Annotated in this window: 21 protein-coding genes and 1 other RNA gene; 16 read left to right on the forward strand and 6 right to left on the reverse strand. The window is 72.6% G+C overall.

The features are described 5' to 3' along the window. The first annotated feature begins 23 nt into the window (after window positions 1–23). Window positions 24–992 (forward strand): cobalamin biosynthesis protein, encoded by a 969-nt coding sequence (locus ACYVLT_RS25585; protein WP_461122737.1) that lies wholly within the window; start codon window positions 24–26, stop codon window positions 990–992. Here ACYVLT_RS25585 and ACYVLT_RS25590 read toward each other — a convergent pair. Genes ACYVLT_RS25590 through ACYVLT_RS25605 form a run of 4 tightly spaced genes read right to left on the reverse strand, consistent with a single transcriptional unit; the run spans window position 934 to window position 3,631 of the window. Continuing rightward, window positions 934–1,761 (reverse strand): SURF1 family cytochrome oxidase biogenesis protein, encoded by an 828-nt coding sequence (locus tag ACYVLT_RS25590; RefSeq protein ID WP_461122738.1) that lies wholly within the window; start codon window positions 1,759–1,761, stop codon window positions 934–936. The two genes, ACYVLT_RS25585 and ACYVLT_RS25590, sit on opposite strands and share 59 nt — an antisense overlap. Before the next feature lie 16 nt (window positions 1,762–1,777). After that, on the reverse strand, window positions 1,778–2,341 hold the full coding sequence (locus tag ACYVLT_RS25595; RefSeq protein ID WP_461122739.1) for a DUF1349 domain-containing protein: 564 nt from the start codon (window positions 2,339–2,341) through the stop codon (window positions 1,778–1,780). Between the two features lie 7 nt (window positions 2,342–2,348). Next, the gene (locus ACYVLT_RS25600) at window positions 2,349–3,179 is read right to left on the reverse strand and encodes a fructosamine kinase family protein (RefSeq protein ID WP_461122740.1); all 831 of its coding nucleotides are present in this window, start codon (window positions 3,177–3,179) and stop codon (window positions 2,349–2,351) included. Then, window positions 3,176–3,631 carry a low molecular weight protein-tyrosine-phosphatase gene (locus ACYVLT_RS25605; RefSeq protein WP_461122797.1) on the reverse strand — a complete coding sequence of 152 codons (456 nt, stop codon included), beginning with the start codon at window positions 3,629–3,631 and terminating at the stop codon, window positions 3,176–3,178. Before ACYVLT_RS25605 ends, ACYVLT_RS25600 begins: the two co-directional genes overlap by 4 nt. A gap of 64 nt (window positions 3,632–3,695) precedes the next feature. Between ACYVLT_RS25605 and ACYVLT_RS25610 the strand changes: the two genes are divergently transcribed. The 8 genes from ACYVLT_RS25610 (at window position 3,696) to ACYVLT_RS25645 (ending at window position 10,558) form a co-directional block, all read left to right on the forward strand. Further along, window positions 3,696–4,169, forward strand: coding sequence for a hypothetical protein (locus tag ACYVLT_RS25610; RefSeq protein ID WP_461122741.1), 474 nt, complete (start codon window positions 3,696–3,698; stop codon window positions 4,167–4,169). A 370-nt stretch (window positions 4,170–4,539) separates the two neighbouring features. After that, a complete protein-coding gene (locus ACYVLT_RS25615; RefSeq protein ID WP_461122742.1) occupies window positions 4,540–5,499 on the forward strand; it encodes a polyprenyl synthetase family protein in 960 nt (319 codons plus the stop codon). Between the two features lie 41 nt (window positions 5,500–5,540). Beyond that, window positions 5,541–6,584, forward strand: coding sequence for an Rv2231c family pyridoxal phosphate-dependent protein CobC (gene cobC, locus ACYVLT_RS25620; RefSeq protein WP_461122743.1), 1,044 nt, complete (start codon window positions 5,541–5,543; stop codon window positions 6,582–6,584). Further along, window positions 6,581–7,447, forward strand: a complete 867-nt coding sequence (locus ACYVLT_RS25625; protein ID WP_461122744.1) for a Nif3-like dinuclear metal center hexameric protein — start codon at window positions 6,581–6,583, stop codon at window positions 7,445–7,447. Before cobC ends, ACYVLT_RS25625 begins: the two co-directional genes overlap by 4 nt. Next, window positions 7,444–8,181, forward strand: coding sequence for a zinc ribbon domain-containing protein (locus ACYVLT_RS25630; RefSeq protein ID WP_461122745.1), 738 nt, complete (start codon window positions 7,444–7,446; stop codon window positions 8,179–8,181). The genes ACYVLT_RS25625 and ACYVLT_RS25630 overlap by 4 nt, the downstream gene beginning before the upstream one ends. Next, window positions 8,178–9,326, forward strand: a complete 1,149-nt coding sequence (locus ACYVLT_RS25635) for a bifunctional RNase H/acid phosphatase (RefSeq protein ID WP_461122746.1) — start codon at window positions 8,178–8,180, stop codon at window positions 9,324–9,326. Before ACYVLT_RS25630 ends, ACYVLT_RS25635 begins: the two co-directional genes overlap by 4 nt. A gap of 279 nt (window positions 9,327–9,605) precedes the next feature. Further along, window positions 9,606–10,127, forward strand: coding sequence for a hypothetical protein (locus ACYVLT_RS25640; RefSeq protein ID WP_461122747.1), 522 nt, complete (start codon window positions 9,606–9,608; stop codon window positions 10,125–10,127). Then, a complete protein-coding gene (locus tag ACYVLT_RS25645; protein ID WP_461122748.1) occupies window positions 10,058–10,558 on the forward strand; it encodes a tetratricopeptide repeat protein in 501 nt (166 codons plus the stop codon). Before ACYVLT_RS25640 ends, ACYVLT_RS25645 begins: the two co-directional genes overlap by 70 nt. On the opposite strand, the gene ACYVLT_RS25650 is transcribed toward ACYVLT_RS25645, so the two are convergent. Further along, window positions 10,555–11,112 carry an NAD(P)H-dependent oxidoreductase gene (locus ACYVLT_RS25650; RefSeq protein ID WP_461122749.1) on the reverse strand — a complete coding sequence of 186 codons (558 nt, stop codon included), beginning with the start codon at window positions 11,110–11,112 and terminating at the stop codon, window positions 10,555–10,557. The genes ACYVLT_RS25645 and ACYVLT_RS25650 overlap by 4 nt on opposite strands. 221 nt (window positions 11,113–11,333) lie before the next feature. On the opposite strand from ACYVLT_RS25650, the gene rnpB reads away from it, so the two are divergent. Both rnpB and ACYVLT_RS25660 read left to right on the forward strand, forming a co-directional pair. Continuing rightward, an RNA gene (rnpB, locus tag ACYVLT_RS25655) (RNase P RNA component class A) lies at window positions 11,334–11,734 on the forward strand. A 187-nt stretch (window positions 11,735–11,921) separates the two neighbouring features. Next, the gene (locus tag ACYVLT_RS25660) at window positions 11,922–13,532 is read left to right on the forward strand and encodes a DUF6345 domain-containing protein (protein ID WP_461122750.1); all 1,611 of its coding nucleotides are present in this window, start codon (window positions 11,922–11,924) and stop codon (window positions 13,530–13,532) included. 306 nt (window positions 13,533–13,838) lie between these two features. Here the strand turns inward: ACYVLT_RS25660 and ACYVLT_RS25665 are convergent, their stop codons facing one another. After that, window positions 13,839–14,183, reverse strand: a complete 345-nt coding sequence (locus ACYVLT_RS25665; protein WP_360462520.1) for a hypothetical protein — start codon at window positions 14,181–14,183, stop codon at window positions 13,839–13,841. Window positions 14,184–14,566: 383 nt separating this feature from the next. On the opposite strand from ACYVLT_RS25665, the gene ACYVLT_RS25670 reads away from it, so the two are divergent. Genes ACYVLT_RS25670 through ACYVLT_RS25690 form a run of 5 tightly spaced genes read left to right on the forward strand, consistent with a single transcriptional unit; the run spans window position 14,567 to window position 20,700 of the window. Next, window positions 14,567–14,842 carry a hypothetical protein gene (locus ACYVLT_RS25670; protein ID WP_360462517.1) on the forward strand — a complete coding sequence of 92 codons (276 nt, stop codon included), beginning with the start codon at window positions 14,567–14,569 and terminating at the stop codon, window positions 14,840–14,842. Window positions 14,843–14,845: 3 nt separating this feature from the next. Further along, on the forward strand, window positions 14,846–15,319 hold the full coding sequence (locus tag ACYVLT_RS25675) for a hypothetical protein (RefSeq protein ID WP_461122751.1): 474 nt from the start codon (window positions 14,846–14,848) through the stop codon (window positions 15,317–15,319). 25 nt (window positions 15,320–15,344) lie between these two features. Beyond that, entirely contained in the window at window positions 15,345–18,161 is a 2,817-nt protein-coding gene (locus ACYVLT_RS25680) for an ATP-binding protein (RefSeq protein ID WP_461122752.1), read from the forward strand. Continuing rightward, entirely contained in the window at window positions 18,158–20,092 is a 1,935-nt protein-coding gene (locus tag ACYVLT_RS25685; RefSeq protein WP_461122753.1) for a hypothetical protein, read from the forward strand. The genes ACYVLT_RS25680 and ACYVLT_RS25685 overlap by 4 nt, the downstream gene beginning before the upstream one ends. Beyond that, entirely contained in the window at window positions 20,092–20,700 is a 609-nt protein-coding gene (locus tag ACYVLT_RS25690) for a hypothetical protein (protein ID WP_461122754.1), read from the forward strand. The genes ACYVLT_RS25685 and ACYVLT_RS25690 overlap by 1 nt, the downstream gene beginning before the upstream one ends.

Genomic DNA, 20,700 nt, shown 5'->3' on the forward strand with positions numbered 1-20,700 from the left:
CACGTGCGGGCTACCGTGCCCGTGTGAGTCTGGGGCGCGCGGTGGGGTTGGTGCTGGGCGTGGCCGCTGACGCGGTGTTCGGCGACCCCCGGAAGTATCACCCGGTAGCGGGATTCGGACGTGCGGCGGCGGCGCTGGAGCGCAGGCTGTACCGCGACCACCGGGTGGGCGGTGTGGCGCACACGGCGGTGCTCGTCGGCGGCACGGTCCTCGCGGGTGTCGCGGTGGAGCGGTTGGGCAGGCGCGGCCAGGTCGTCCAGGCCCTCACCACGGCCGCCGCGACGTGGCTCGTGCTCGGCGGGTCGTCGTTGGCCGACGAGGGCACCGCGATGGGCCGCGAGCTGGACGGCGGCGACCTCGAAGCGGCGCGCAATCGTTTGCCCAACCTCTGCGGGCGTGAGCCGCGCAAGCTCGACACGATGGGCCTGGCGAAGGCGACCGTCGAGTCCGTGGCGGAGAACACGTCCGACGCCGTGGTGGCCCCGCTGTTCTGGGGCGCGGTCGCGGGCGTGCCCGGCCTGCTCGGCTACCGCGCGGCGAACACCCTCGACGCCATGGTCGGCCACCGCAACGAGCGGTACCTGCGGTTCGGGTGGGCCGCGGCCCGGCTGGACGACGTGGCCAACCTGCTGCCCTCGCGGCTGGCCGCGCTGCTCACGGCGGCGGGCGCGCCGGTCGTCGGCGGGTCCGCGAGCGAGGCGTGGCGGACGTGGCGGCGGGACGCGGCGGCGCACCCCAGCCCCAACGCGGGCCAGGTCGAGGCGGCGTTCGCGGGTGCCTTGGAGGTCCGGCTCGGCGGTCGCACGGTGTACGCGCACGGCGCGGAGGACCGGCCGGTGCTCGGGCACGGCCGCAACCCCGACGCGGGTCACGTCACGCGTGCGGTGGAGCTGTCGCGAGTGGTCGGCGCGTCGGCGGCGGCCGTGACCGCGGTCATCGCGCTGGCGCGGCCTCGTCTTCGGCGAGCTGTTCGGCGACGGACTTCCGCCTGACCTTGGTCCTGCCGTCCTCGGTCTTGCCCTCCGGGCCGTCGTCCTCGCGGAGCGCGCCGCCGGGCCGGATCTCGCGGACGGTGAAGTACAGCCAGCCGCCCAGCGCCATCGCGCCGAACGCGATCCACTGCAACGCGTAGGAGAAGAACGGGCCCGCGTCGAGCTTCGGCAGCGGCAGGGCCTGCTCGACGCCGGGCTGGCCCTCGGTGAGCTGGAAGTAGCCCGGCCGGATGTCGAGCCCGGCGGCCCGGCCGACCACGGCGGAGTTCACCGAGTACACCTGGCGGTGCCGGTCCTCCTGGAACGCGTCGCGGGCGTCCGACTCGTCCCGGCGGACGAGCGCGACCAGCGTCACGTCCCCGGTCGGCAGGGGGGCGAGGTCGGGCACCTTGATGCCGTTGACCGGCCGCACGTAGCCGCGGTCGACCAGCACCACGGGCCCGCCGGCCAGCTGGAACGGCGTCAGCACCTCGAACGCCGCCTCGCCCTGCACGGTCCGCAGCCGCGCCACGGCCTGCCCGTCGGGCAGGTAGCGGCCGGTGAGCGTCACGCGTCGCCACTCGACCTCGGCGGCGGGTCGGTCGAGCAGCGCGGTGACGGGCACCGGGTCGGTGCGGACGGACGAGGTGACCGCGTGGTTCTGCGCCTCGCGCTCGGCGTCGCGGTGGAACTGCCACGGCGCGAGCAGGGTGAAGCACGCGCCCGCGAACACCCACACCGCCAGCGTCAACGCCAGCCAGCCGGGTCGCAACAGGAACTTCAACCGCACGTGACCACGGTAAGCCCTAGGCCGTTGTGACCTGCACCCGGTCGAATCGGGCGGTGAAGCCGGGGCCCGTCGGCGCGGCCACCATCACGCCCGCCAGCGTCCGGACCTCCGGCGGGAAGTACGCCAGCCGCAGCATGGTGGTCGGCTCGGCGTCGCCCACGCCGTAGCGGACGGTCACCGCGTCGCCCTCGCGCACCGCCGCGATCGTCACCCGGCCCACGTGCCCGGCGGGCACCACCGACCAGTCGGAGAAGTCCCTGGTCACCACGGTGCTGACCTGGAACTCGTCGTCCACGAGCTCGACCCCGGCCTTGATCCAGTTCCGGTCGTCGAGCCACAGCGCGAGGCCGGCCTGGTCGTACTGGGCGGCGTAGTCCGCGGTGAACGAGGCGGCGATGGTGAAGTCGCCGGCCAGGGGCACTCCCAGCACGTGGCCGCTGTCGCGGTCGTAGCCGTAGTGGGTGGTGCGCCAGAAGTCGGTCTCCGGGTCGCTGGTGATGGTCAACCCGTCCTGGTCGCTCCAGGACCGCGGCTCGTTGAGCCACTGCCAGTCGTCGCGGTCGAACGCCTTGATCCCCATGCCGTCATCATGGCAGCGATCGCGCCAGCGACAACGCCTGTCGGGCGTATCCGCGGCCGAACAGCACGGCGTGCACGAGCACCGGGAACAGCTGGTGCAGCGGCACCCGGTCGCGCCAGCCGTCGGCCAGCGGCGCGGCCTCGTCGTAGGCGGCGAGCACGCGGTCCAGGTGCGGGCAGCCGAACAGGGCCAGCATGGCCAGGTCGCTCTCCCGGTGGCCGCCGTGCGCGGCCGGGTCGATGAGCCACGCGCGGCCGTCGGCGGCCCAGTGCACGTTGCCCGCCCACAGGTCGCCGTGCAGCCGGGCGGGCGGCTCGTCCGGCGCCTCCACCCGGACGTCCTCGACGGTCCGGGCCTCGGCGGCGGTCATCGCGCCCGCGTCCACCGCCAACCGGGCGTAGTGGGCGATCCGGTGCTCGGCGAACCACTCCGCCCAGTTGCCGGATGCAACGTTGCGCATCGGTGCCTTGCCGATCGACGCGTCGACCGGCCCACCGGGCGGGGGAGCGCCGAACGCCGGCGCGCCGGTCGCGTGCAGCGCGGCGAGCCGACGACCGAACTCGGCCGCGGCTCGTGGGGTCGGCGGTCCCGGCTCGACCCGGTCCAGCGCCAACCACCGCCCACCGTGCCCGCGCACCCGCGGCACCGGCGGTCCCCCGGGTTCGGCCAACCACGCCAGCGAGGCGGCCTCGGCGAGCACCGCGTTCGGCTCCTCGTGCCGCTTCACGACCACCGCGTCGCCGTCGGCGAGGTCGACCTCCCACACGTCCCCGCCGAGCTGCCGCACCGCGATCGCCGCCGCACCGGTCAGCTCCGCCGCCGCCTCGGCCGGCCTCACAGCCGCTCGCGCACCCACGCCAACAGCCCCGGCACGGAGGCCTCCACCAGCTCCACCACGTGGTCGAAGCCCGCCTTGTCGCCGTAGTAGGGGTCGGGCACGTCCACGCCGTCCGCGTCCGGGTCGAACGAGCGCAGCAGCCGGACCCGGGCCGGGTCGGCGACCATCCGCCGCAGCTGCCGCGCGTGCCCGGAGTCCAACGCGACCAGCAGGTCGGCGTCGAGGTGGTTCTCTCCCACCTGGGCGGCGGTGTGCTCGGTCGGGTAACCGTTGTCGGCCAACGACTTCGCCGCGCGGGGGTCGGCCGGGTCGCCGACGTGCCACCCGCCGGTGCCGGCGCTGGTCACCTCGACGACGTCACCCAGCCCGGCACGGCGCAGGTGCTCGCGGAATATGATCGCGGCCACGGGGGAGCGGCAGATGTTGCCGGTGCAGATGAACGAGACGGTCAGCGTCACGGCAGGGGAGTCTGCCAGGTCGGCGCCCCACGACCGGCTCGGTGTTGGGGGTCCAAGCATGTCCGGGGTCGTGGTCGGGGTCGTCGTGCTGCTCGCGGTCGTGGTGGCCGCCGGGGTGGTGGTGGCGGTGCGCCGCCGTGCCTGGCCCGAGACGCCCGCGTTCGCCCGGCCGCGGCCCGTGACGTCGCCCGGCGGGCTCGCCCCCGATCCCAACGCCGGATTCTTCACCCACCGCCGTTTCGTGTTCCGGAAAAGGCATTTCTTCGTCGGCACGGGGTGCCCTCCGGTGCTGGTCGCCGATTTCTCGTCACTCGACGTGTTGCGTCGGGAACAGCCCGTGCGCATTGCCCGGTACGGCATTCGGGTGTGGTGGTGGTTCGAGGACGAGTTCTACCGTGAGGCGGTCGGTCTGGGCGCCGGCGACGTGCGAGCATGGGTGCGCGAGCGGGAACGGAAGCGGTTGGCCCGGCAGGACCGGGCCCGACTGCTCTCAGCGGCGGAAGAGAGTCTGCGAAAGCGTGATAACGGGTAACGGATCGGCCCGCAATTCCGACGCCAATGGTGTGGGGAATGTGTCGGGAAGGAACGTGGATGACTCGCATGTGTCGTGTGCGGAGGGGTCGTCGGAAGGTCGGCGTCCGGTGGTGACCGACCCTTCGCTGTGCCGGGCGGCCCGGTACGAGGTGCCCTCGCCGGCGCACCTGGTCCTGAGCTTCGCCCTGCTGTTCTTCGCGGTGGCCGCCTCGATGCTGTGAGGTTGCCGCGGCGGCTCACGCGGCGGTGACGGCGCACGCGATCTCAGCGCGCTCTCAGGTGGCGCGCGGGACGATCACCGTGTGTCCACAGTGAAGTCGTCGAGCTCGGGAACGTCGTCGGACCGGGGGCGGTCGACCATGCCGACCATGCCGGCGCTCGCCAGTGCGCTGCCGAGGGTCGAGGACGAGATCCGGGCCCTGGCGACGTCGTCCTCGCTGCCGATCGTGAACGCCTTCTCCGGCCGCATCACCGCGGCCGGCGGCAAGAGGCTGCGCTCGGTGCTCATCCTGTCCGGCTCGCTGGCCGTGTCGGGTGAGATCACCGACAAGGCCGTCACGGCCGCCGCGTGCGTCGAACTGCTGCACGCGGGCTCCCTGGTGCACGACGACCTGATGGACAACGCCGAGGAACGGCGCGGTGTGCGCACGGTCAACGCGGACTGGGGCACGGGCCCCGCCGTGCTGGTCGGCGACTTCATGCTGGCCCGCGCCAGCCAGGCCGCGCTGGACCGGATCTCGCCGTTCGCCGCGAGCAGGCTCGCGCGGGCCGTGACCGACCTGGTCGAGGGGCAGGTGCTGGAGGTCGTCGACCTGTTCGACCCGTACCGCGGCCCGGACGACGCGGTGCGGTCCATCGAGCTGAAGACCGGCGCGTTGTTCGAGGTGGGGTGTGTGCTGGCGGCGCACTGCGCGGACGCGGACGAGGCCACCACGGCCGCCATGGCCCGGTTCGGCGCGTTGTTCGGGCTGATGTTCCAGATCCTCGACGACCTGCTGGACCTCGCCTCCACCGCGCAGCGGCTGGGCAAGCCGGTCGGCAACGACATCCGCCAGGGCGTCTACACGCTGCCGCTGCTGCGCGCGTTGACCGACGACCAGCGCACGCTGCTGGCCGAACGCGGCCGTGAGCTGACCGACGCCGAGCTGACCCGGCTGCTGGCGGAGCTGCGGCAGACCAGCCTGGTCGCCGACACGCTCGCGCACTGCACGGCGTTGGCCGCGCAGGCGGTGCACGCGCTGCCGGACCTGCCCGACTCGGAGGCGCTGGGCATCCTGCGCGAGCTGCCGGGCGCCTACCTGGACTGGGCCGCCTCCCAGATCGCCTAGCGCGCGGGTCGGCCGCCGGCAGGTCGCCTAGACTCGCGCCGATGACCAGCCAGGATTCCGGCCGGGCGCTGCTGCGCCACCACGGGGACGTCGACGCCGCGCCCGGGCTCGCGGACTTCGCGGTGAACGTCCGGTTGCCCACGCCGCCCGCGTGGCTGCGCGACCGGCTGGTCGCCGTGCTCGACGACCTCGGCTCCTACCCGGCCGCCGCCGCCGACGAACGCGCCCGCGCCGCCGTCGCCGCACGGCACGGCCGCGACCCGGACGAGGTGCTGATCCTCAACGGCGCCGCGGAGGGGTTCGCGCTGCTGCCCAACCTGCACCCGTGCCTGGCCGCGGTGGTGCACCCGTCGTTCACCGAGCCCGAGGTGGCGTTGCGGGACGCGGGCGTGCCGGTGCAGCGGGTGGCGTTGTGGCCCGAGGACGACTACGCGCTGCGGCCCGAGCTGGTGCCCGACGAGGCCGACCTGGTGGTGCTGGGCAACCCGACCAACCCGACGTCCGTGCTGCACCCGGCCGACGTGGTGGCGTCGCTGAGCAGGCCGGGCCGGGTGCTGGTGGTGGACGAGGCGTTCGCCGACACCGTGCCCGGCGAGCCGGAGTCGCTGGCCGGTCGCGCCGACCTGCCCGGGCTGCTGGTGCTGCGCAGCCTGACCAAGACGTGGGGCTTGGCGGGCCTGCGCGCGGGCTACCTGCTCGGCGCGCCCGACCTGCTGGCCCGGCTGGCGCTGCCGCGACCGCAGTGGCCGGTGGGGAGCCTGGTGCTGGAGGCCGTCACGGCGTGCTGCGAGCCGTCGGCCGTGGCGGAGGCGGAGGCGTCGGCCCGGGAGGCCCGGGAGCACACCGCGCACGCCGTCGACCGGCTCGGGGACCTGGTCGTCGTGCCGCCGGACGCGCCGTTCGTGCTGCTGCGCGTGCCGCAGGGGCCGCGGGTGCGGCAGGCGTTGCGGGACAAGGGGGTCGCGGTGCGGCGCGGTGACACGTTCCCGGGCCTGACCCCCGACCACATCCGGGTCGCGGTGCGCGCGCCCGAGGAGTTCGCCGTGCTGGTGGACGCGCTGCGAGTCGTGCTGGAGGAGCTTTGACCACGCTCGGGGACGTGCTGGCCGCGCTGGAGGCCGCCTACCCGCCCGCGACCGCGGAGTCCTGGGACGCCGTCGGCCTCGTCTGCGGCGACCGCGCCGAACCGGTGTCGAGGGCGCTGTTCTGCGTCGACCCGGTCGAGTCCACAGTGGATGAAGCGCTGGAGGTGGGCGCGCAGTTGCTGGTGGCGCACCACCCGCTGATGCTGCGTGGCGTCACGGGCGTGCCCGCCGACGACCCGAAGGGCGGGCTGGTGCACCGGCTCATCCGCGCCGGCGTCGCGCTCTACACCGCCCACACCAACGCCGACGCGGCCAACCCCGGCGTCTCGGACGCCCTCGCCGAGGCCCTCGGCCTGCGCGTCACCGGCCCGCTGGTGCCCGCGGCCGGCGAACCCGGGACCGGGATCGGCATTGGCACCGGCACCGGCATCGGCCGGATCGGCGAACTCGACCGGCCCGAACCGCTGCGCGAGTTCACCCGGCGCGTCGCCGACGGCCTGCCCGCGACGGCGTGGGGCGTGCGCGCGGCGGGCGACCCGGACCGCCCGATCCGCCGGGTCGCGGTGTGCGGCGGCGCGGGCGACGGCTACCTCACCGCCGCGGCACGCGCGGGCGTGGACGCCTACGTCACCGCGGACCTGCGCCACCACCCGGCGGGCGAGCACCTGGCCGCGGGCGGGCCGGCCCTGGTCGACGTGGCCCACTGGGCCAGTGAGTGGCCGTGGTGCGAGCAGGCGGCGCACGTCGTGCGCACCGCGCTCGGCGGTACGGTCGAAGTCCTGGTCTCGACCCGCCGGACCGACCCGTGGACCGTCGGCGTGACGACCGAACACCGAGCACCCCGAATGAGAGGCTCACAGTGAAAGCCGATCCCGCCGTGCAGCGCAGGCTGCTCGACCTCGCCCAGGTCGACGCCGAACTGTCGCGCGTCACCCATCGGCGCCGCACGCTGCCCGAGATCGCGGAGATCGCCGAGGCGGAGAAGCAGTTCCGCGCCAAGCAGGACGCGCTGACCACGATCGAGACGACCCTGGGCGACCTCAACCGCGAGGTCAAGCGGCAGGAGACCGAGATCGACCAGGTCCGCGCCCGCGAGGAGCGCGACCGCAAGCTCCTCCAGGGCGGTGCCGTCGGCGCCAAGCAGCTCACCGACCTGGAGCACGAGCTGGCCACCCTCGGCCGCCGCCGCGGCGCGCTGGAGGACGACCTGCTGGAGCTGATGGAACGCCGCGAGGCGGTCGAGGCCGACATCCAGCACGCCCGGGTCGCGCTGGACAAGGCGCAGGAGGCGCTGTCGGACGCGGCCCGCCGCCGGGACAGCGCGTTGGCCGACCTGGAGTCGACCGACACCAAGCGCACCGCCGACCGCCAACGCATGGTCGGCCAGTTCCCCGAGCCGCTGCTGGCGCTCTACGAGCGGGTGCGCAAGCAGAAGAACATCGGCGCGGCGCTGTTGCAGTCACGGCGCTGCGGCGCGTGCCGCATCGAACTGGACCGCAACGCGTTCGCCAACATCAAGGAGTCCGCGGCGGACGAGGTCATCCAGTGCGATGAGTGCGGCGCGATCATGGTGCGGACCGGGGAATCGGGTCTGTGAAGGTCGTCGTCGAGGCCGACGGCGGCTCGCGCGGCAACCCCGGGCCCGCCGGGTACGGGGCCGTCGTGCTGGACGCCTCGGGTGAGGTGCTGGCCGAGCGTTCGGCCGGGATCGGCGTGGCCACCAACAACGTGGCCGAGTACCAGGGGCTCATCGCCGGGCTGCGGGCGGCGGCGGAGCTGGGCGCGTCCGCCGTCGACGTGCGGATGGACTCCAAGCTCGTGGTCGAGCAGATGTCGGGCCGGTGGAAGGTCAAGCACCCGTCCATGACGCCGCTGGTCGCGCAGGCGCGGGAGGTGGCGCGGGCGTTCGACCGGGTGAGCTACGAGTGGATCCCGCGCGAGCGCAACCAGCGCGCGGACCGGCTGGCGAACCTGGCGATGGACGAGCAGGCGGGCGTCTCGCGGCCGGCGCGGGCCGAACCCGCCCGGCCGGAGCCGCAGCAACCGGACCCGACGTCGCAGGCCGACGGGGCGTTGCGGGCGGACGCGGCGGCGACCACGTCACCCGCGTCGTGGACCGGCGCGGTCGGCGAGCCGACCCGGCTGTACCTGCTGCGGCACGGGCAGACCGAGCTGTCGGTGGCCCGCCGCTACTCCGGGCGCGGCAACCCGCCGCTGACCGAGGTCGGGCGCGGGCAGGCCGAGGCCGCGGCACGCCGGCTGGCCAAGGTCGAGGGCCTGACCGCGATCGTGTCGTCGCCGTTGGGTCGGGCCCGGGAGACGGCGCGGGCGGTCGCCGCGGCCACCGGCGCCGAGCTGTCGTGGGACGACGACCTGATCGAGACCGACTTCGGCGCGTGGGAAGGGCTGACCTTCACCGAGGCCGCCGAACGCGACCCCGACGTGCACCGGCGGTGGCTCGGCGACCCGTCCGTGCCCGCGCCCGGCGGCGAGAGCTTCGACCAGGTGCACCACCGGGTGCGGCGGGCGCGCAACGCCGCAGTCTCCCGCTTCGGCGCCGCGAACGTCGTCGTGGTCAGCCACGTCACGCCGATCAAGTCGCTGCTGCGGATGGCGCTGGACGTGGGCCCGTCGCTGCTGTTCCGCCTGCACCTCGACCTCGCGTCGCTGTCGGTGGTCGAGTTCTACCCCGACGGCCATGCCTCCGTGCGGCTGGTCAACGACACCTCGCACCTGACCTAGGGGCGCGTCGCCCACGCTGGGCACCCCCGCCTCGACCAGCGGCACCAGCGCCCGTGTCGCCGTAATTGTGCGGTGTGTCGCCTCGTTGTGGGGCGGATGGTGTGAGTGGTGGCCGATCGTGTCGGTCGGGTGGGGGGCGAGGTCGCGTGGTGGTGGGCGACGGCACCGGGGAGGGGCTTCTTCAGCACGCCGTGGTCCCGGGCACAGGGATGGCGGTGCAGGCCGGTCGCGACGCGACGGTCGTCATCCACCGGTCGGCCCCGGTGCCGCACGGGGCAGGTGATCCTCACCAGCCGCCTGCGTGACACCGCCCTGACCCGGGGCGGTCACCGGCTGGTCGAACTGGACGTGTTCACCGAGGCCGAGGCGGTGGCCTACCTGGCCGGCGCCCTGGCGGTCGGCGTGGCCGACGGTGGCGACCTGACCCGGTTGCGCGGGCTGGCCGGGGACCTGGCGTGGCTGCCGCTGGCCCTGGGCCAAGCCGCGGCGTTCATCGTCGACCAGCCCCTGCTCACCGTCGCCGCCTACCGCCGGATGCCGGCCGACCGGCGCCGCACCCTGACCGAACTCACCCCGCCGGAGGACGCGCTCCCCGAGCACCAGGCCACGGTCGCCGCCACCTGGTCGCTGTCCATCGACCGCGCCGACCTGTCCGCCGGCGGGGCGGCGGCCTGGCCCGCGCACTGCTTGAGCTGGCCAGCCTGCTCGACCCCAACGGCACGCCGCTCGCGGTGTTCACCAGCCAGGCCGCCCGCGACGACCTCGCCGCGCACCTCGACCCCGACCACCCGGACACGTTGACGACCCGCGCGAACCTCGCCCACTGGCGTGGTGAGGCGGGTGATCCGGCGGGTGCCGTGGCGGAGTACGAGGTGTTGCTCGCCGATCGGCTGCGGGTCCTGGGTCCGGACCACCCGAAGACGTTGACCACGCGCAGCAGCCTGGCCTACTGGCGCGGTGAGGCCGGTGACTCGGCGCAAGCCCTGGCCGAGTACCGATCGCTGCTCGTGGACCAGCTCCGGGTCTTGGGACCCGACCACCTCCACACCCTGGACACCCGCGCCAACCTCGCCCGCCGGCTGCGCGAGGCCGGTGACGCGGTCGGCGCCGTGGTCGAGTTGGAGGCGCTGCTCGTCGACCAGGTGCGGGTCCTGGGTGCCGACCACCCCGACACGCTGACCACTCGCGACGACCTCGCCGAGTGGCGGCGCCTGACCGAGCGTCGCGGCTAGCCGGCGGGCCGCAGCCGGGGCCGTTCGCGCCGCAGCCGGGCGTCCTCGACCGCCAGCGCGAACCGGTCCACCGCGTCGCGAATCGCGTCGGCGGCTTTCGGCGCGATGGTCGAGCCCTGGATGTCCGGGTCGAGCACGAATTCGCCGCGCAGCACCGAATCCGCGCCTTTGCCCGCGAGCAGCGGGTTCAACGCGTAGTCCATCGCGACCACGAATCCCTGGCTGCCGCCCGTCGCCAACGGCAGGATCACCCGGCCGCGCAACGCCTTCTTCGGCAACAAGTCGACCAGCGCTTTCACCAGCCCGCTGTAGGCCGCGCGGTAGACCGGGCTGGCGACCACGATGCCGTCCGCGCGCAGCACCGCGGCGACCGCGTCACCGATCTCCGGGTCCCGCAGGTCCTCGGTGAGCAGCGGCAACGTCGGCAACTGCCGTACGTGCAGGGTGCGCACCGCGTACCCGGCCTCGCGCAGCAGCCCTTCGACGTGCGAGACGACGACGCCGGTCCGGGACGTCGGCGACGGGCCGCCGGAAATCAGCAGAATGGAGGACATGGGTCGCTGGCACCTTTCGCGAAAAGGCTCGGAGTACGAGGTAAAACTGTCAGCGACAACAGATCGCGGCGGCGGTGCGGCCGAAGTCGACGTGCCGGCGGCGGGTGAGTCCCCCGATTCCTGCCATGGTTTCGAGTAGAGCAGCAAGCCCACATCGCGACAAGGTTTCGCCGCCCTGGTTCCACTGCCTGGGAAGCCCGTCGGTATCCTGGTGGTGCGGATGAGTCGGCAGGGCGGCCGCGTCGGCGGGTCTCCGGATCCGCCGCCGAGGAAAGTCCGGACTCCACAGGGCAGGGTGGTTGTCAACGGCAACCAGGGGCGACCCTCGGGACAGTGCCACAGAGAACAGACCGCCCCGGCGCGAGTCGGGGTAAGGGTGAAACGGTGGTGTAAGAGACCACCAGCGTCCCCGGTGACGGGAACGGCTAGGTAAACCCCACCCGGAGCAAGGCCAAGAGGGTGCCCCAGGGCACCTGCGCAGGCGTTCGAGGGCTGCCCGCCCGATGCCTGCGGGTAGGCCGCACGAGCCTGTCGGCAACGGCAGGCCGAGATGGATGGCCGCCGAACGGGACCGCCGCGAGGCGCCCGGGAACAGAATCCGGCTTACATGCCGACTCATCCGCCCTTCGGCCCTCAAAGGCCCTCAAGGCCCACCTGTCCGCCTGTAGATCCCCTGTGCGGCAGCGGCGTTACACAAATGAGGCCGTTCGAGTGGTTGTCGGTCGGTCGTCGGTATCAACCCCGTCCGGTGTGAGTCCTCCTCGCAGACCACGGGCCCTGCCCCGCGGTACCACGAGGAGGGGAAGCACATGTCCACCAACAGGAGGCGTGCCACCACCTGGCTCGCCCTGACGGGTTTGCTGGGCGCGGCGGCGGTCACGGGAGCCGGCGCCACGGCCGCGGCCGCACCGGCGGAGCTGCCGGTGTACGAGGTCCGGTCCACCGGCCTCACCCAGGACCAGGCCGCCGTGCTCCAGCGCGCGTTCGGCCTGAAGGACGTCCAGCTCGGCGAGGACGGCTCGGTGTCGTTCGCCGACGAGTCGACCTACCTGCGCGTGCCCGGCCTGGACCTGGGCGCGGGCAAGCCGGACGAGGACGGCGCCGAGACCGCCCGGACGGCGCTCGACGTCGACTCGCTGAGACGCCTGCGCGCCATCCCGGTCGAGGACGCCACCAAGCGCGCCCTCGAAACCCTGCGCGGGGCCGGTCTGCTGCCGGACAACGCCACGCCCACCGCCGGGCAGACGACGTTCGAGATCGTCGACGCCAACCAGAAGGCGGTCGTCACCGCGCCGCTGGACACCGCGGTGTCGTTCACCTTCACGCTCGACGGCGTGCCGCTGGAGGGCCCGGGCGCGAAGCTCCGGGTCGCGTACGACGGCCAGGGCGCCGTCGCCGGTCTCACCCACAGCACCCGTGACGTGGTGAAGGCGGGCAGCGTGCCCGTGCTGAGCCTGGACGAGGGTCGCGAGCGGTGCGCCGAGGTGTTCGGCAGGAGCGTGCGGCCGACTGGCGTGTCCTACGTGTACGAGGCGCCGGCGTTGGCCGAGAAGGTCGAGAAGCTGGAGCCCGGCCTGCGGTGCGACGGCGTGAACTCCGACGGCGCGGCCGTCCAGTCGGTGATCGTCGGTGCGGCGGTGGACGCCCGGCTGCCGGAGCCCGGCCCGGCGGACCCGCCGCGCGAGGAGGGTGCGCTCAGCCCGCAGTGGACCAACCGGATCGACGTCGGCAGCGAGGGCACGGGCCCGTGCTCCGGCCTGCCGTGGACGGCGAACAACCTGGCGTCGTTCAACAACCGGTTCACCGCGGCCGGCGTGCCGGTGCAGTTCAGCTGGGTCAACCACAACGCGTGGGAGCGCGACTTCAAGGACCCGGTGTTCCCCGGCGGTCAGGACCACCTCTACGCCGACGACGTCGACATGACGTACTGGCAGGGCCACGGCTCGCCGACCGGCTTCTCGTTCGCCGGGTGCAGCAGCAACACCGACACGTTCCTGTCCAACAACGACGCGCGCTGGGGCAACCGGGACGTCGAGTGGATGAGCCTGTTCACCTGCTCGATCCTGCAGGGCACGTCGGGCGGGCAGAGCTGGGCGACGCGCTGGGGCAAGGCGTTCCGGGGGCTGCACCAGATCAACAGCTTCGACACCGTGTCGTACCACAGCGCCTCGCACGGCGGGAAGTTCGCCAACTACCTCGTGCGGACGCCGTTCCTGTGGTGGAACAAGCCGATGAAGGTCCGTGACGCGTGGGCGCAGGCGTCGATCGACACCCAGCCCGCGTCGGTGAGGTGGGCGACCATGGGCCCGATCGGCTTCGGCGGCCTGGCCAACTTCGACGACTACTTCTGGAACAAGGGCCCGGTCGGCCCGGACACCCAGCCGACCCACGGCTTCTGGCGCATCTCCGGTCTCAGCTGACCCGCGCACCTGCGCACACCCGATGGGGTCCCTTCCGCACCTGGGGGTCGGAAGGGGCCCCATCCCGCGTGTCGACCCCCAACCCCCCGCGAGTCCTACGTTCGCGTCGCGAGAGTCCTACGTTCAGAACACCCGAGTTCAACGTTCAGAACAAGATCGACTGTTCTGAGCGTTGAACTCGGGGTACGCGAACGTAGGACACGCGCGTTCTGAACGTAGGACACGCGCGTTCTGAACGTAGGACACGCGCGTTCTGAACGTAGGACTCGCGCGGGCTGGAGGTAGGACTCTCGCGGGGGGTGGGGGTTAGGTGCGGCGGGAGGGGCGGCCCGGGGGCATGCGGAACACCGGGCGGAAGGCGGCGCCGCCGTTGTAGCGGCGTTCCAGCTCGGCCACGTAGGCCTCGACCGCCGGGTTCACGATGTCGGCCAGGCTGCGCACGCCCGCCGCCTCCTCGTACGCCGCCAGGTAGGTCGCCGCCGCCCGCGCCCGGGCCAGCACGTCCTGGTCGAAGTTGACCGTCCGCTGCACCCGCCGCCCGGTTTGCCGGTCGCCACCGGTAACCTGATCTTCGCCCGAAACGGTCACGGAGACGGTGATTTCGTTCACTCCGGCGGCTGGTTCGGGCGCGACCTCGGGCGGCTGGGTCATCGGCGAGCCTCCTCGGCGTCGTCACTCCGGCGTGCGGACCGTTCGGGTGCTTGTCGCTCGACCGGTCGGGGGAATCTCCGTGACCGGAGGAGAGAGGGCTGGAGGTCGTGCACACTGTGCGTGACCAGGGGGTTCGCAGTCGGGTGAACTATCTCAGCAATCGGGAGAATCCGGGGACGTCGGTTCTCCACCGGCTCCCCCCCAACGATGATGTCTGTGGTCAGATTAGACGTAATCGACTGCCAGGGGAACGGTTATTGATCTACGCACCGCTAGTCACCCGATACACCTCGTGACGAAGACGTGTTCTACTCGATAGCGCATCAACCGGACGGGCACCCCTCGGCTCGCCCGGCGAAGTCCTGCGTACTCAGGAGTACGAGATGACCGCCATGACCCTGGTAACACTCGCCCAGCAGCAGCCGCCCAACCTGGGCACCGGTGGGTTGCGCCAGTGGATGCTCGACAACCTGGTCCCCTTGCTCTTGCTGACCGTTGCCGTCCTGCTGCTCTGGCTGGGCGGGGGCAAGGGCGACAACGCCGGGGTCATGCGCCGCCTCGGCGGCGTCATCATCGCGCTGGCGATCATCGGACTGGCCGTCGGCGGCAACGCGGGCGCCATCGGTTCGTGGATCGCCGGCCTGTTCACCGGCGGGTGACCCTTGCGGGTACGCACTGACGACGAGGTCTACCGGGTCGACGCCGTCTGGCTCGGTCCGCCCAGAGCGACCTTCCCGTGGCGTGCGCGCTACGTCGCGTGGGGTGTCGGAATCGTGGTGTTCCTGCTGGTCACGGCTGTCCAGCGCCAGGTCGGCTTCGGTTTCGACTTCATCAACACCGGCTGGGGCTTCGTGATCACGGTCGCCCTGACCAGGTTCATCTGCTCGCGGATCAGCCACGAACGCCCGTTGTCGTCGGTCATGACGATGTGGGTGCGCGAGCTGACCGCGCCGCGGGAGACCACGTCGGGTCAGGGTGGCGCGGCGAGCGCCGCGCGGATCCGGGTCAACCCGCAGCGCCCGCGCAGACGTCCCAAGAAGGGGGCGAAACGCGCGAGCGCCGCCACCCGATCCCAGCACCGCGGGCAGCAAGACCGCCGTCAGAAGGAGGTGCGCGGTGTTCGGACGCCGGCGTGACCGTGACCGACGCTCCGCTGCGCACGTGGCCCAGCACGCCGCCGCCGCGCGCGACGACCGCAAGGTCTACAGCAAGCGCGGCCGCCGCCTGCCGGGCGAGCAGGCCGTGCCCAACTACACGCCGTCGATCTCCGCGCGCAGCATCGACGGCCACCTGCTGCGCACCGGCCAGGAGGTCTACGCCTGGTACCGGCTCGCGCCGCAGCGCTGGTCGTTCCGCTCGGACTCGCAGCGCCAGGACCTGATCGCGGCCATCGCGGGCCAGTACGCCGAGCTACAGGGCCGCTGGATGCACCTGCGCGTGACGAACCGCCCGTACCCGATCCGGATGTGGGCCGAGGCGCACGTGCACAACGCCGTGCGCCGGCTCCCCGACACCCCCGGCACGCTGAGCTTCGACGACTACATGGTCGGCGAGCAGCAGCAGCTGATGGGCCGGTCGATGGCGGAGAAGGAGGTCTACCTCGGCGTCCAGGTGCAGACCCGCAACATGATGGACCGCGCGGTCGAGCGCGCCGCCCCCGTGCTGCGCAAGGTCTTCCCGGACGCGGTGGACGCCGAGCTGGTCGCGATCGAGTCCGAGATCGACCACCTCGACCAGGTGATCGGCTCCGCCGGCCTCGAAGGTCGCCCGGCCACGGCCGAGGAGATGTCCTGGCTGATGCACCGGTCGTGCTCGCTGGGCCTGCCCGCGCCGCGCAACCTGCCCGCGGTGCCCGGCGCGCCGTGGGAGCCCGAGGACCTGGCCAGCTTCACCGACGCGGCGGACTTCCACCAGGAGCCGTACTCGCCCACGGTCACCGTGCGCGGCCGCACGGGCTCGAACGCGGGCATCAAGCGGCACGTCGCCGTGCTCACCGTGGGCCTGATGCACGGCTTGCAGATCCCCGAGCAGGACGACCCGTGGGTGCAGCGCTCGGACCGGCTGCCCGCCGCCGTCGAGTGGTCGGCGCGGATCTACGTGCGGCGTCCCGAAGAGGTCTCCGGCGAGCTGCAACGGCAGATGAGCAAGGTCCGCTCGCAGGTGCGCCACTACACCGACGAGCACGAGCTGGACCCGCCGCAGTCGCTGGCCCGCCAGGCGTCGCGGGTGCTGGAGATCGACGACGAGATGACGTCGGGCTTCACCGCCCTGGGCACGCGGGTGCGCAGCTGGTGGCGGCTCGCGGTGTCCGGCCCGACCGAGCGCGAGGCGTTGCGCCTGGCCCAGGGCCTGCTCGACCTCTACAAGCCGAAGGTGGCCATCGAGCACCCGGAGGCGCAGTACGCGATCGCCCGCGAGTTCATCCCGGGCGAGCCGCTGTCGTCCTCGGCCTACTTGCGCCGCGGCTCGGTGCTGTGGGCGGCGAGCGCCGTCCCGACCGCCACGGCCGAGGTGGGCGACCGCCGCGGCATCCTGCTGGGTGAAACGGTGACCGCGACCCGCCGCCCGGTGGCGTGGGACCCGTGGATGGCGCAGGAGCTGCGCGACTCGTCCGGTCTCACGGCGATGGTCGCCGGTCTGGGCGCGGGCAAGTCGTTCCTCGGCGGCGGCATCGTCTACAAGACGTTGCGCGCGGGCGCGCACTGGACGCTGCTCGACCCGTCCGGTCCGCTGGCCGCGCTGTGCGAGCTGCCCGAGCTCAAGCCCTACGCCCGGCCGATCAACCTGCTCAACGCGCAGGCGGGCATCCTCAACCCGTACCGGGTGGTGGCCGAGCCGCAGCTCGACCACTTCATGGACGAGGAGGACCCGGAACGGGCCTGGCGGCGGGAACGGGCGCTGGCCGCGGCCACCCGCCGACGCCTCGTGCTGGACGTGCTGTCCGGCCTGCTGCCGTTCGAGGTGGCCCGGCTGCCGCAGACCCGGATCGTGCTGCTGCGCGCGGTCCGCACGGTCGGCGGCCGGCCCGACGCGCACCCCGGCATGGTCTTCGAAGCGCTGCGCCGGGACGCCAGCGAGCACCACGAGCACGCGGTCGTGGTCGCCGACTTCCTGGACGAGATGCGGGAACGCATGTCGCTGCTCATCCCCGAGCAGGACCTGGACCCGTACAACGAGGCCCGCGACGACCGGCTCACCGTGCTCACCATGGCGGGCCTGAACCTGCCGAAGGACGGCGTGGGCCGCGAGCACTGGACGGACGCGGAGGCGCTCGGCGTGGAGATGCTGAACCTCGCCGCGTGGCTGACCCAGCGCTCGATCTACGAGCGGCCCAAGGACCTGCGCAAGGGCGTCTGGATCGACGAGGCGTTCTTCCTGTCCGAGGTGCCGACGGGTCGGGTGCTGATGAACCGGTTCGCCCGCGACTCCCGCAAGTGGAACGTCCGGGTGCTGCTGTCGTCGCAGATCCCGGCCGACTTCCTGAAGATCCAGGGCTTCGTCACGCTGCTCGACTCGGTGTTCGTCGGCCGGTTGGACGACGACCAGGCCCAGGCCGACGCGTTGCGCCTGCTGAAGGTGCCGATCGGCGCGGGCTACGAGCAGGTCGTGGCGTCGCTGGGCCGACGTCCGGGCGGGGTGCGCACCAACCTCGAACGCGACCGGGCGCCGCGCCAGTTCATCTTCGGCGACGGCGCGGGCGGCGTGGAGCGGATCCGGATCGACTTCTCCGGTCCGCACCTGGAGCACCTGCGCAACTCGCTGGACACCACGCCGGACGCGCTGCGCGACGGCGCGGAGTCGACCGAGGTCGAGGTCTCGTCGCCGCCGCAGGACCCGTTCGCGTACGCCGAGCAGTACACCGACGAGTACGACGACGAGTTGGCCGCCGACCTGGAGGTCGGCCTCACCGACGAACTGGTCGACTCGGCGCACGGTGAGGGAGGAAACCGCCGACCGGGCCGGGAAGGGAAGGCATGAGCACCCTTGTCCTCCTGGCGCTGGTCGCCGTCGCGCTCTACGCGCGACGGCGTTTCAGACGCGCTCAAGAGCACGCGGTCGCGCACGGCAAACCCGGCCGGGCCCGGTGGCGCGCGATGGCCGTGGTGGTCGCGATCATCGGCCTCCAGGTGGTCATCGGCGCCACGCCCGCCAACGCCGCGCCGTGCGGTGAGGCGCCGAACCCGGAACGGCCCGGCTCGGGCATGGTCGGCGCGATCGACCCGCCGATCGGCAACGGCCTGCCCGGCACGCCGTACCTGACCCACGGCTACGCGGGCATGGTCTGGCACACCTACCAGGAGAAGTGCCTGGTGCCCAACGCCACGCCGGTGCTGGACACCTGGATGGGCAACGAGCTGTTCAACGTCGGCAAGAACATCGTCGGCGCGACGAACGCCCTGCACTACACCGTCGTCGGCCAAGGGCTGCTGCAACCGCTGGACGAGGCGGTGAAGAACGGTGTCCAGAAGGTCTACGACAACGTCTACCTGCGCTGGTTCGGCCTGGTCGCGTTGATCCTGGCGGTGTTGATGTTCCGCCAGATCTGGCAGGGCGACCTGGCCTCGATCAGCAAGCGCGGGCTGTGGGCGCTGGCCGCGATGTGGCTGGCGACCTCGACCCTGGCGCTGCCGCAGTTCTACAACCTGCTGGACAGCACCCTGGTCACCAAGACCTCGGAGATCCAGGCCGGTTTCATCGACGTGGACGCGGACCAGGACACCCTCGACAAGCTCCCGTCGGACCTGCACCACACCGTGGTCTACCAGAGCTGGCTGCGCGGTGAGTTCGGCACGCCCGACGCGCCGCAGGCGAACGACTTCGGCCCGAGGCTGCTGGCCGCGCAGGCGTGGACGGTGCAGGAGCTCGCCGAGCACAAGGACGGCGACCAGGCCGCGCTCGACGCGAAGAAGGCCGAGTACAAGAACATCTACGCGCAGCTCGGCCCGACCAAGGGCTACTTCAGCGGCGAGGACGGCGGCCGCACCGGCGCCGGGTTCCTGTCGTTGCTGCAAGCCGTGGCGTTCTCGTTGTTCCAGCTGTTCGCGAAGGCCGCCGTGCTGCTGGCGCAGCTGCTGCTGAGGGTGCTCACGCTGGCCGGCCCGCTCATCGGCCTGGTCGCGCTGATCCACCACGACCTGCTGCGCAAGGTCGCCCGCGCGGCGGCCGTGACGGTGTTCAACGTGCTGGTGCTGGCGGTGCTGGCGGGCACGCACGCGCTGCTCCTCCAGGCGATCTTCAACGCGAGCGGGCTGACGCTGCTGACCAAGGCGCTGCTCGGGCTGATGCTCACGCTGGTGTGCTTCATGGTCGGCAAACCGCTGCGCCGGATGTGGCAGATGGTGGAGATGTCGGCCGGCTCGGCCAGCAACGCGCTGCCGATGCGTGGCGGCGTGCTGTCCAGGCTGCGCAAGAAGAAGGAGGGCCCGTCGCCGCAGGAGGAGTTCTGGGACACCGTGCGCGACGCGGACCCGGACGATCCCGAGGTGCCGCAGCGCGACCGGCGGCGGGTGCGGCCCGAGGCGGCCAACCCCGTGGTGGCGACCGCGCAGCGGTTGGACCGGGCCGGGAACAGCGTGGGCGAGCTGGGCGTCGGTGTCGGTGCGAACGGCGTGGTGGCGCTGCCACCCGGCCGGCACGGCGGTCCGGCGGCGTTGCCGTCCGGGCGGTCCAGGGTGGTCGACGCGCCGCCCGTGGCCGACCGCAACTACGACCGGCCGAACGACGCGGTGCTCGTGCCGTCCCGCATGCCCGGGGGTCGCCGCGTCCTCGACGGCTACCCCGACATCCCTCAAGCGATGGATTCCCAGACCATGCGGCGACCGGTTGTCGTGGAGGCGGAGACGGTGGCGGGACGGCAGGTCCACGTGATCTACCGGCCGTCACGCGGGCTTGAGGTCAGGGACAGCTGATGCCGATCCGAACCAACCGCGGCCGCACGGCCGTGTACCGACGCCTGTGGGGCTGGCCGCTGCGCTCGCCCCGCCACCTGGCGGCCTCGATCGTCGGCGTGGTCGTCGTGGTCACCACGATCAGCGTGGTGATCCCGAACGCGATCAAGCCGCGGCCCGGCGGCGGCACGGCGGGCACCACGTCCACCGTGTCGACCGGCGGCAGCGGCGGCAACCAGGTCGGCGTGCTGCCCAGCGCCACCCCGGGCACGTTGCCGACCAAGGCGCCCAGCCCCACCGCGGCGCCCACCTCGGCCCCGGCGAACGCCGACGCGCGGCTGGTCGCCGACATGTGGGTGGACGCGTTCGGCTCCTTCCAGCCGGGCAAGACCACCAAGGACAAGTGGCTGGCCGGGCTCAAGCCCCACACGTCCGAGGAGCTGTTCCCCCGGTTGTCGTCGATCGAGCCCGCGAACGTACCGGTCGTGATCGACCAGCCGCTCAAGCCGATCAAGTCGTTCACCGATTCGGCGGAGTTCGAGGCACAGCTGGAGGAAGGCAAGCTCGTCGTGACCGTGGTGAAGCTTCCCGAGGGTTGGCGCGTGCACGAGTTCGACAAGGTGGGCTGA

The organism is Saccharothrix stipae (assembly GCF_054781895.1).

What these genes read in the sequence shown, in the direction of transcription:
- ACYVLT_RS25595 (WP_461122739.1), bottom strand. Translation starts at nt 2,341, where the DNA reads ATGGGGATCAAGGCGTTCGACCGCGACGACTGGCAGTGGCTCAACGAG.
- ACYVLT_RS25610 (WP_461122741.1), top strand. Translation starts at nt 3,696, where the DNA reads ATGTCCGGGGTCGTGGTCGGGGTCGTCGTGCTGCTCGCGGTCGTGGTG.
- ACYVLT_RS25615 (WP_461122742.1), top strand. Translation starts at nt 4,540, where the DNA reads ATGCCGGCGCTCGCCAGTGCGCTGCCGAGGGTCGAGGACGAGATCCGG.
- cobC (WP_461122743.1), top strand. Translation starts at nt 5,541, where the DNA reads ATGACCAGCCAGGATTCCGGCCGGGCGCTGCTGCGCCACCACGGGGAC.
- ACYVLT_RS25650 (WP_461122749.1), bottom strand. Translation starts at nt 11,112, where the DNA reads ATGTCCTCCATTCTGCTGATTTCCGGCGGCCCGTCGCCGACGTCCCGG.
- ACYVLT_RS25660 (WP_461122750.1), top strand. Translation starts at nt 11,922, where the DNA reads ATGTCCACCAACAGGAGGCGTGCCACCACCTGGCTCGCCCTGACGGGT.
- ACYVLT_RS25665 (WP_360462520.1), bottom strand. Translation starts at nt 14,183, where the DNA reads ATGACCCAGCCGCCCGAGGTCGCGCCCGAACCAGCCGCCGGAGTGAAC.
- ACYVLT_RS25670 (WP_360462517.1), top strand. Translation starts at nt 14,567, where the DNA reads ATGACCGCCATGACCCTGGTAACACTCGCCCAGCAGCAGCCGCCCAAC.
- ACYVLT_RS25685 (WP_461122753.1), top strand. Translation starts at nt 18,158, where the DNA reads ATGAGCACCCTTGTCCTCCTGGCGCTGGTCGCCGTCGCGCTCTACGCG.
- ACYVLT_RS25690 (WP_461122754.1), top strand. Translation starts at nt 20,092, where the DNA reads ATGCCGATCCGAACCAACCGCGGCCGCACGGCCGTGTACCGACGCCTG.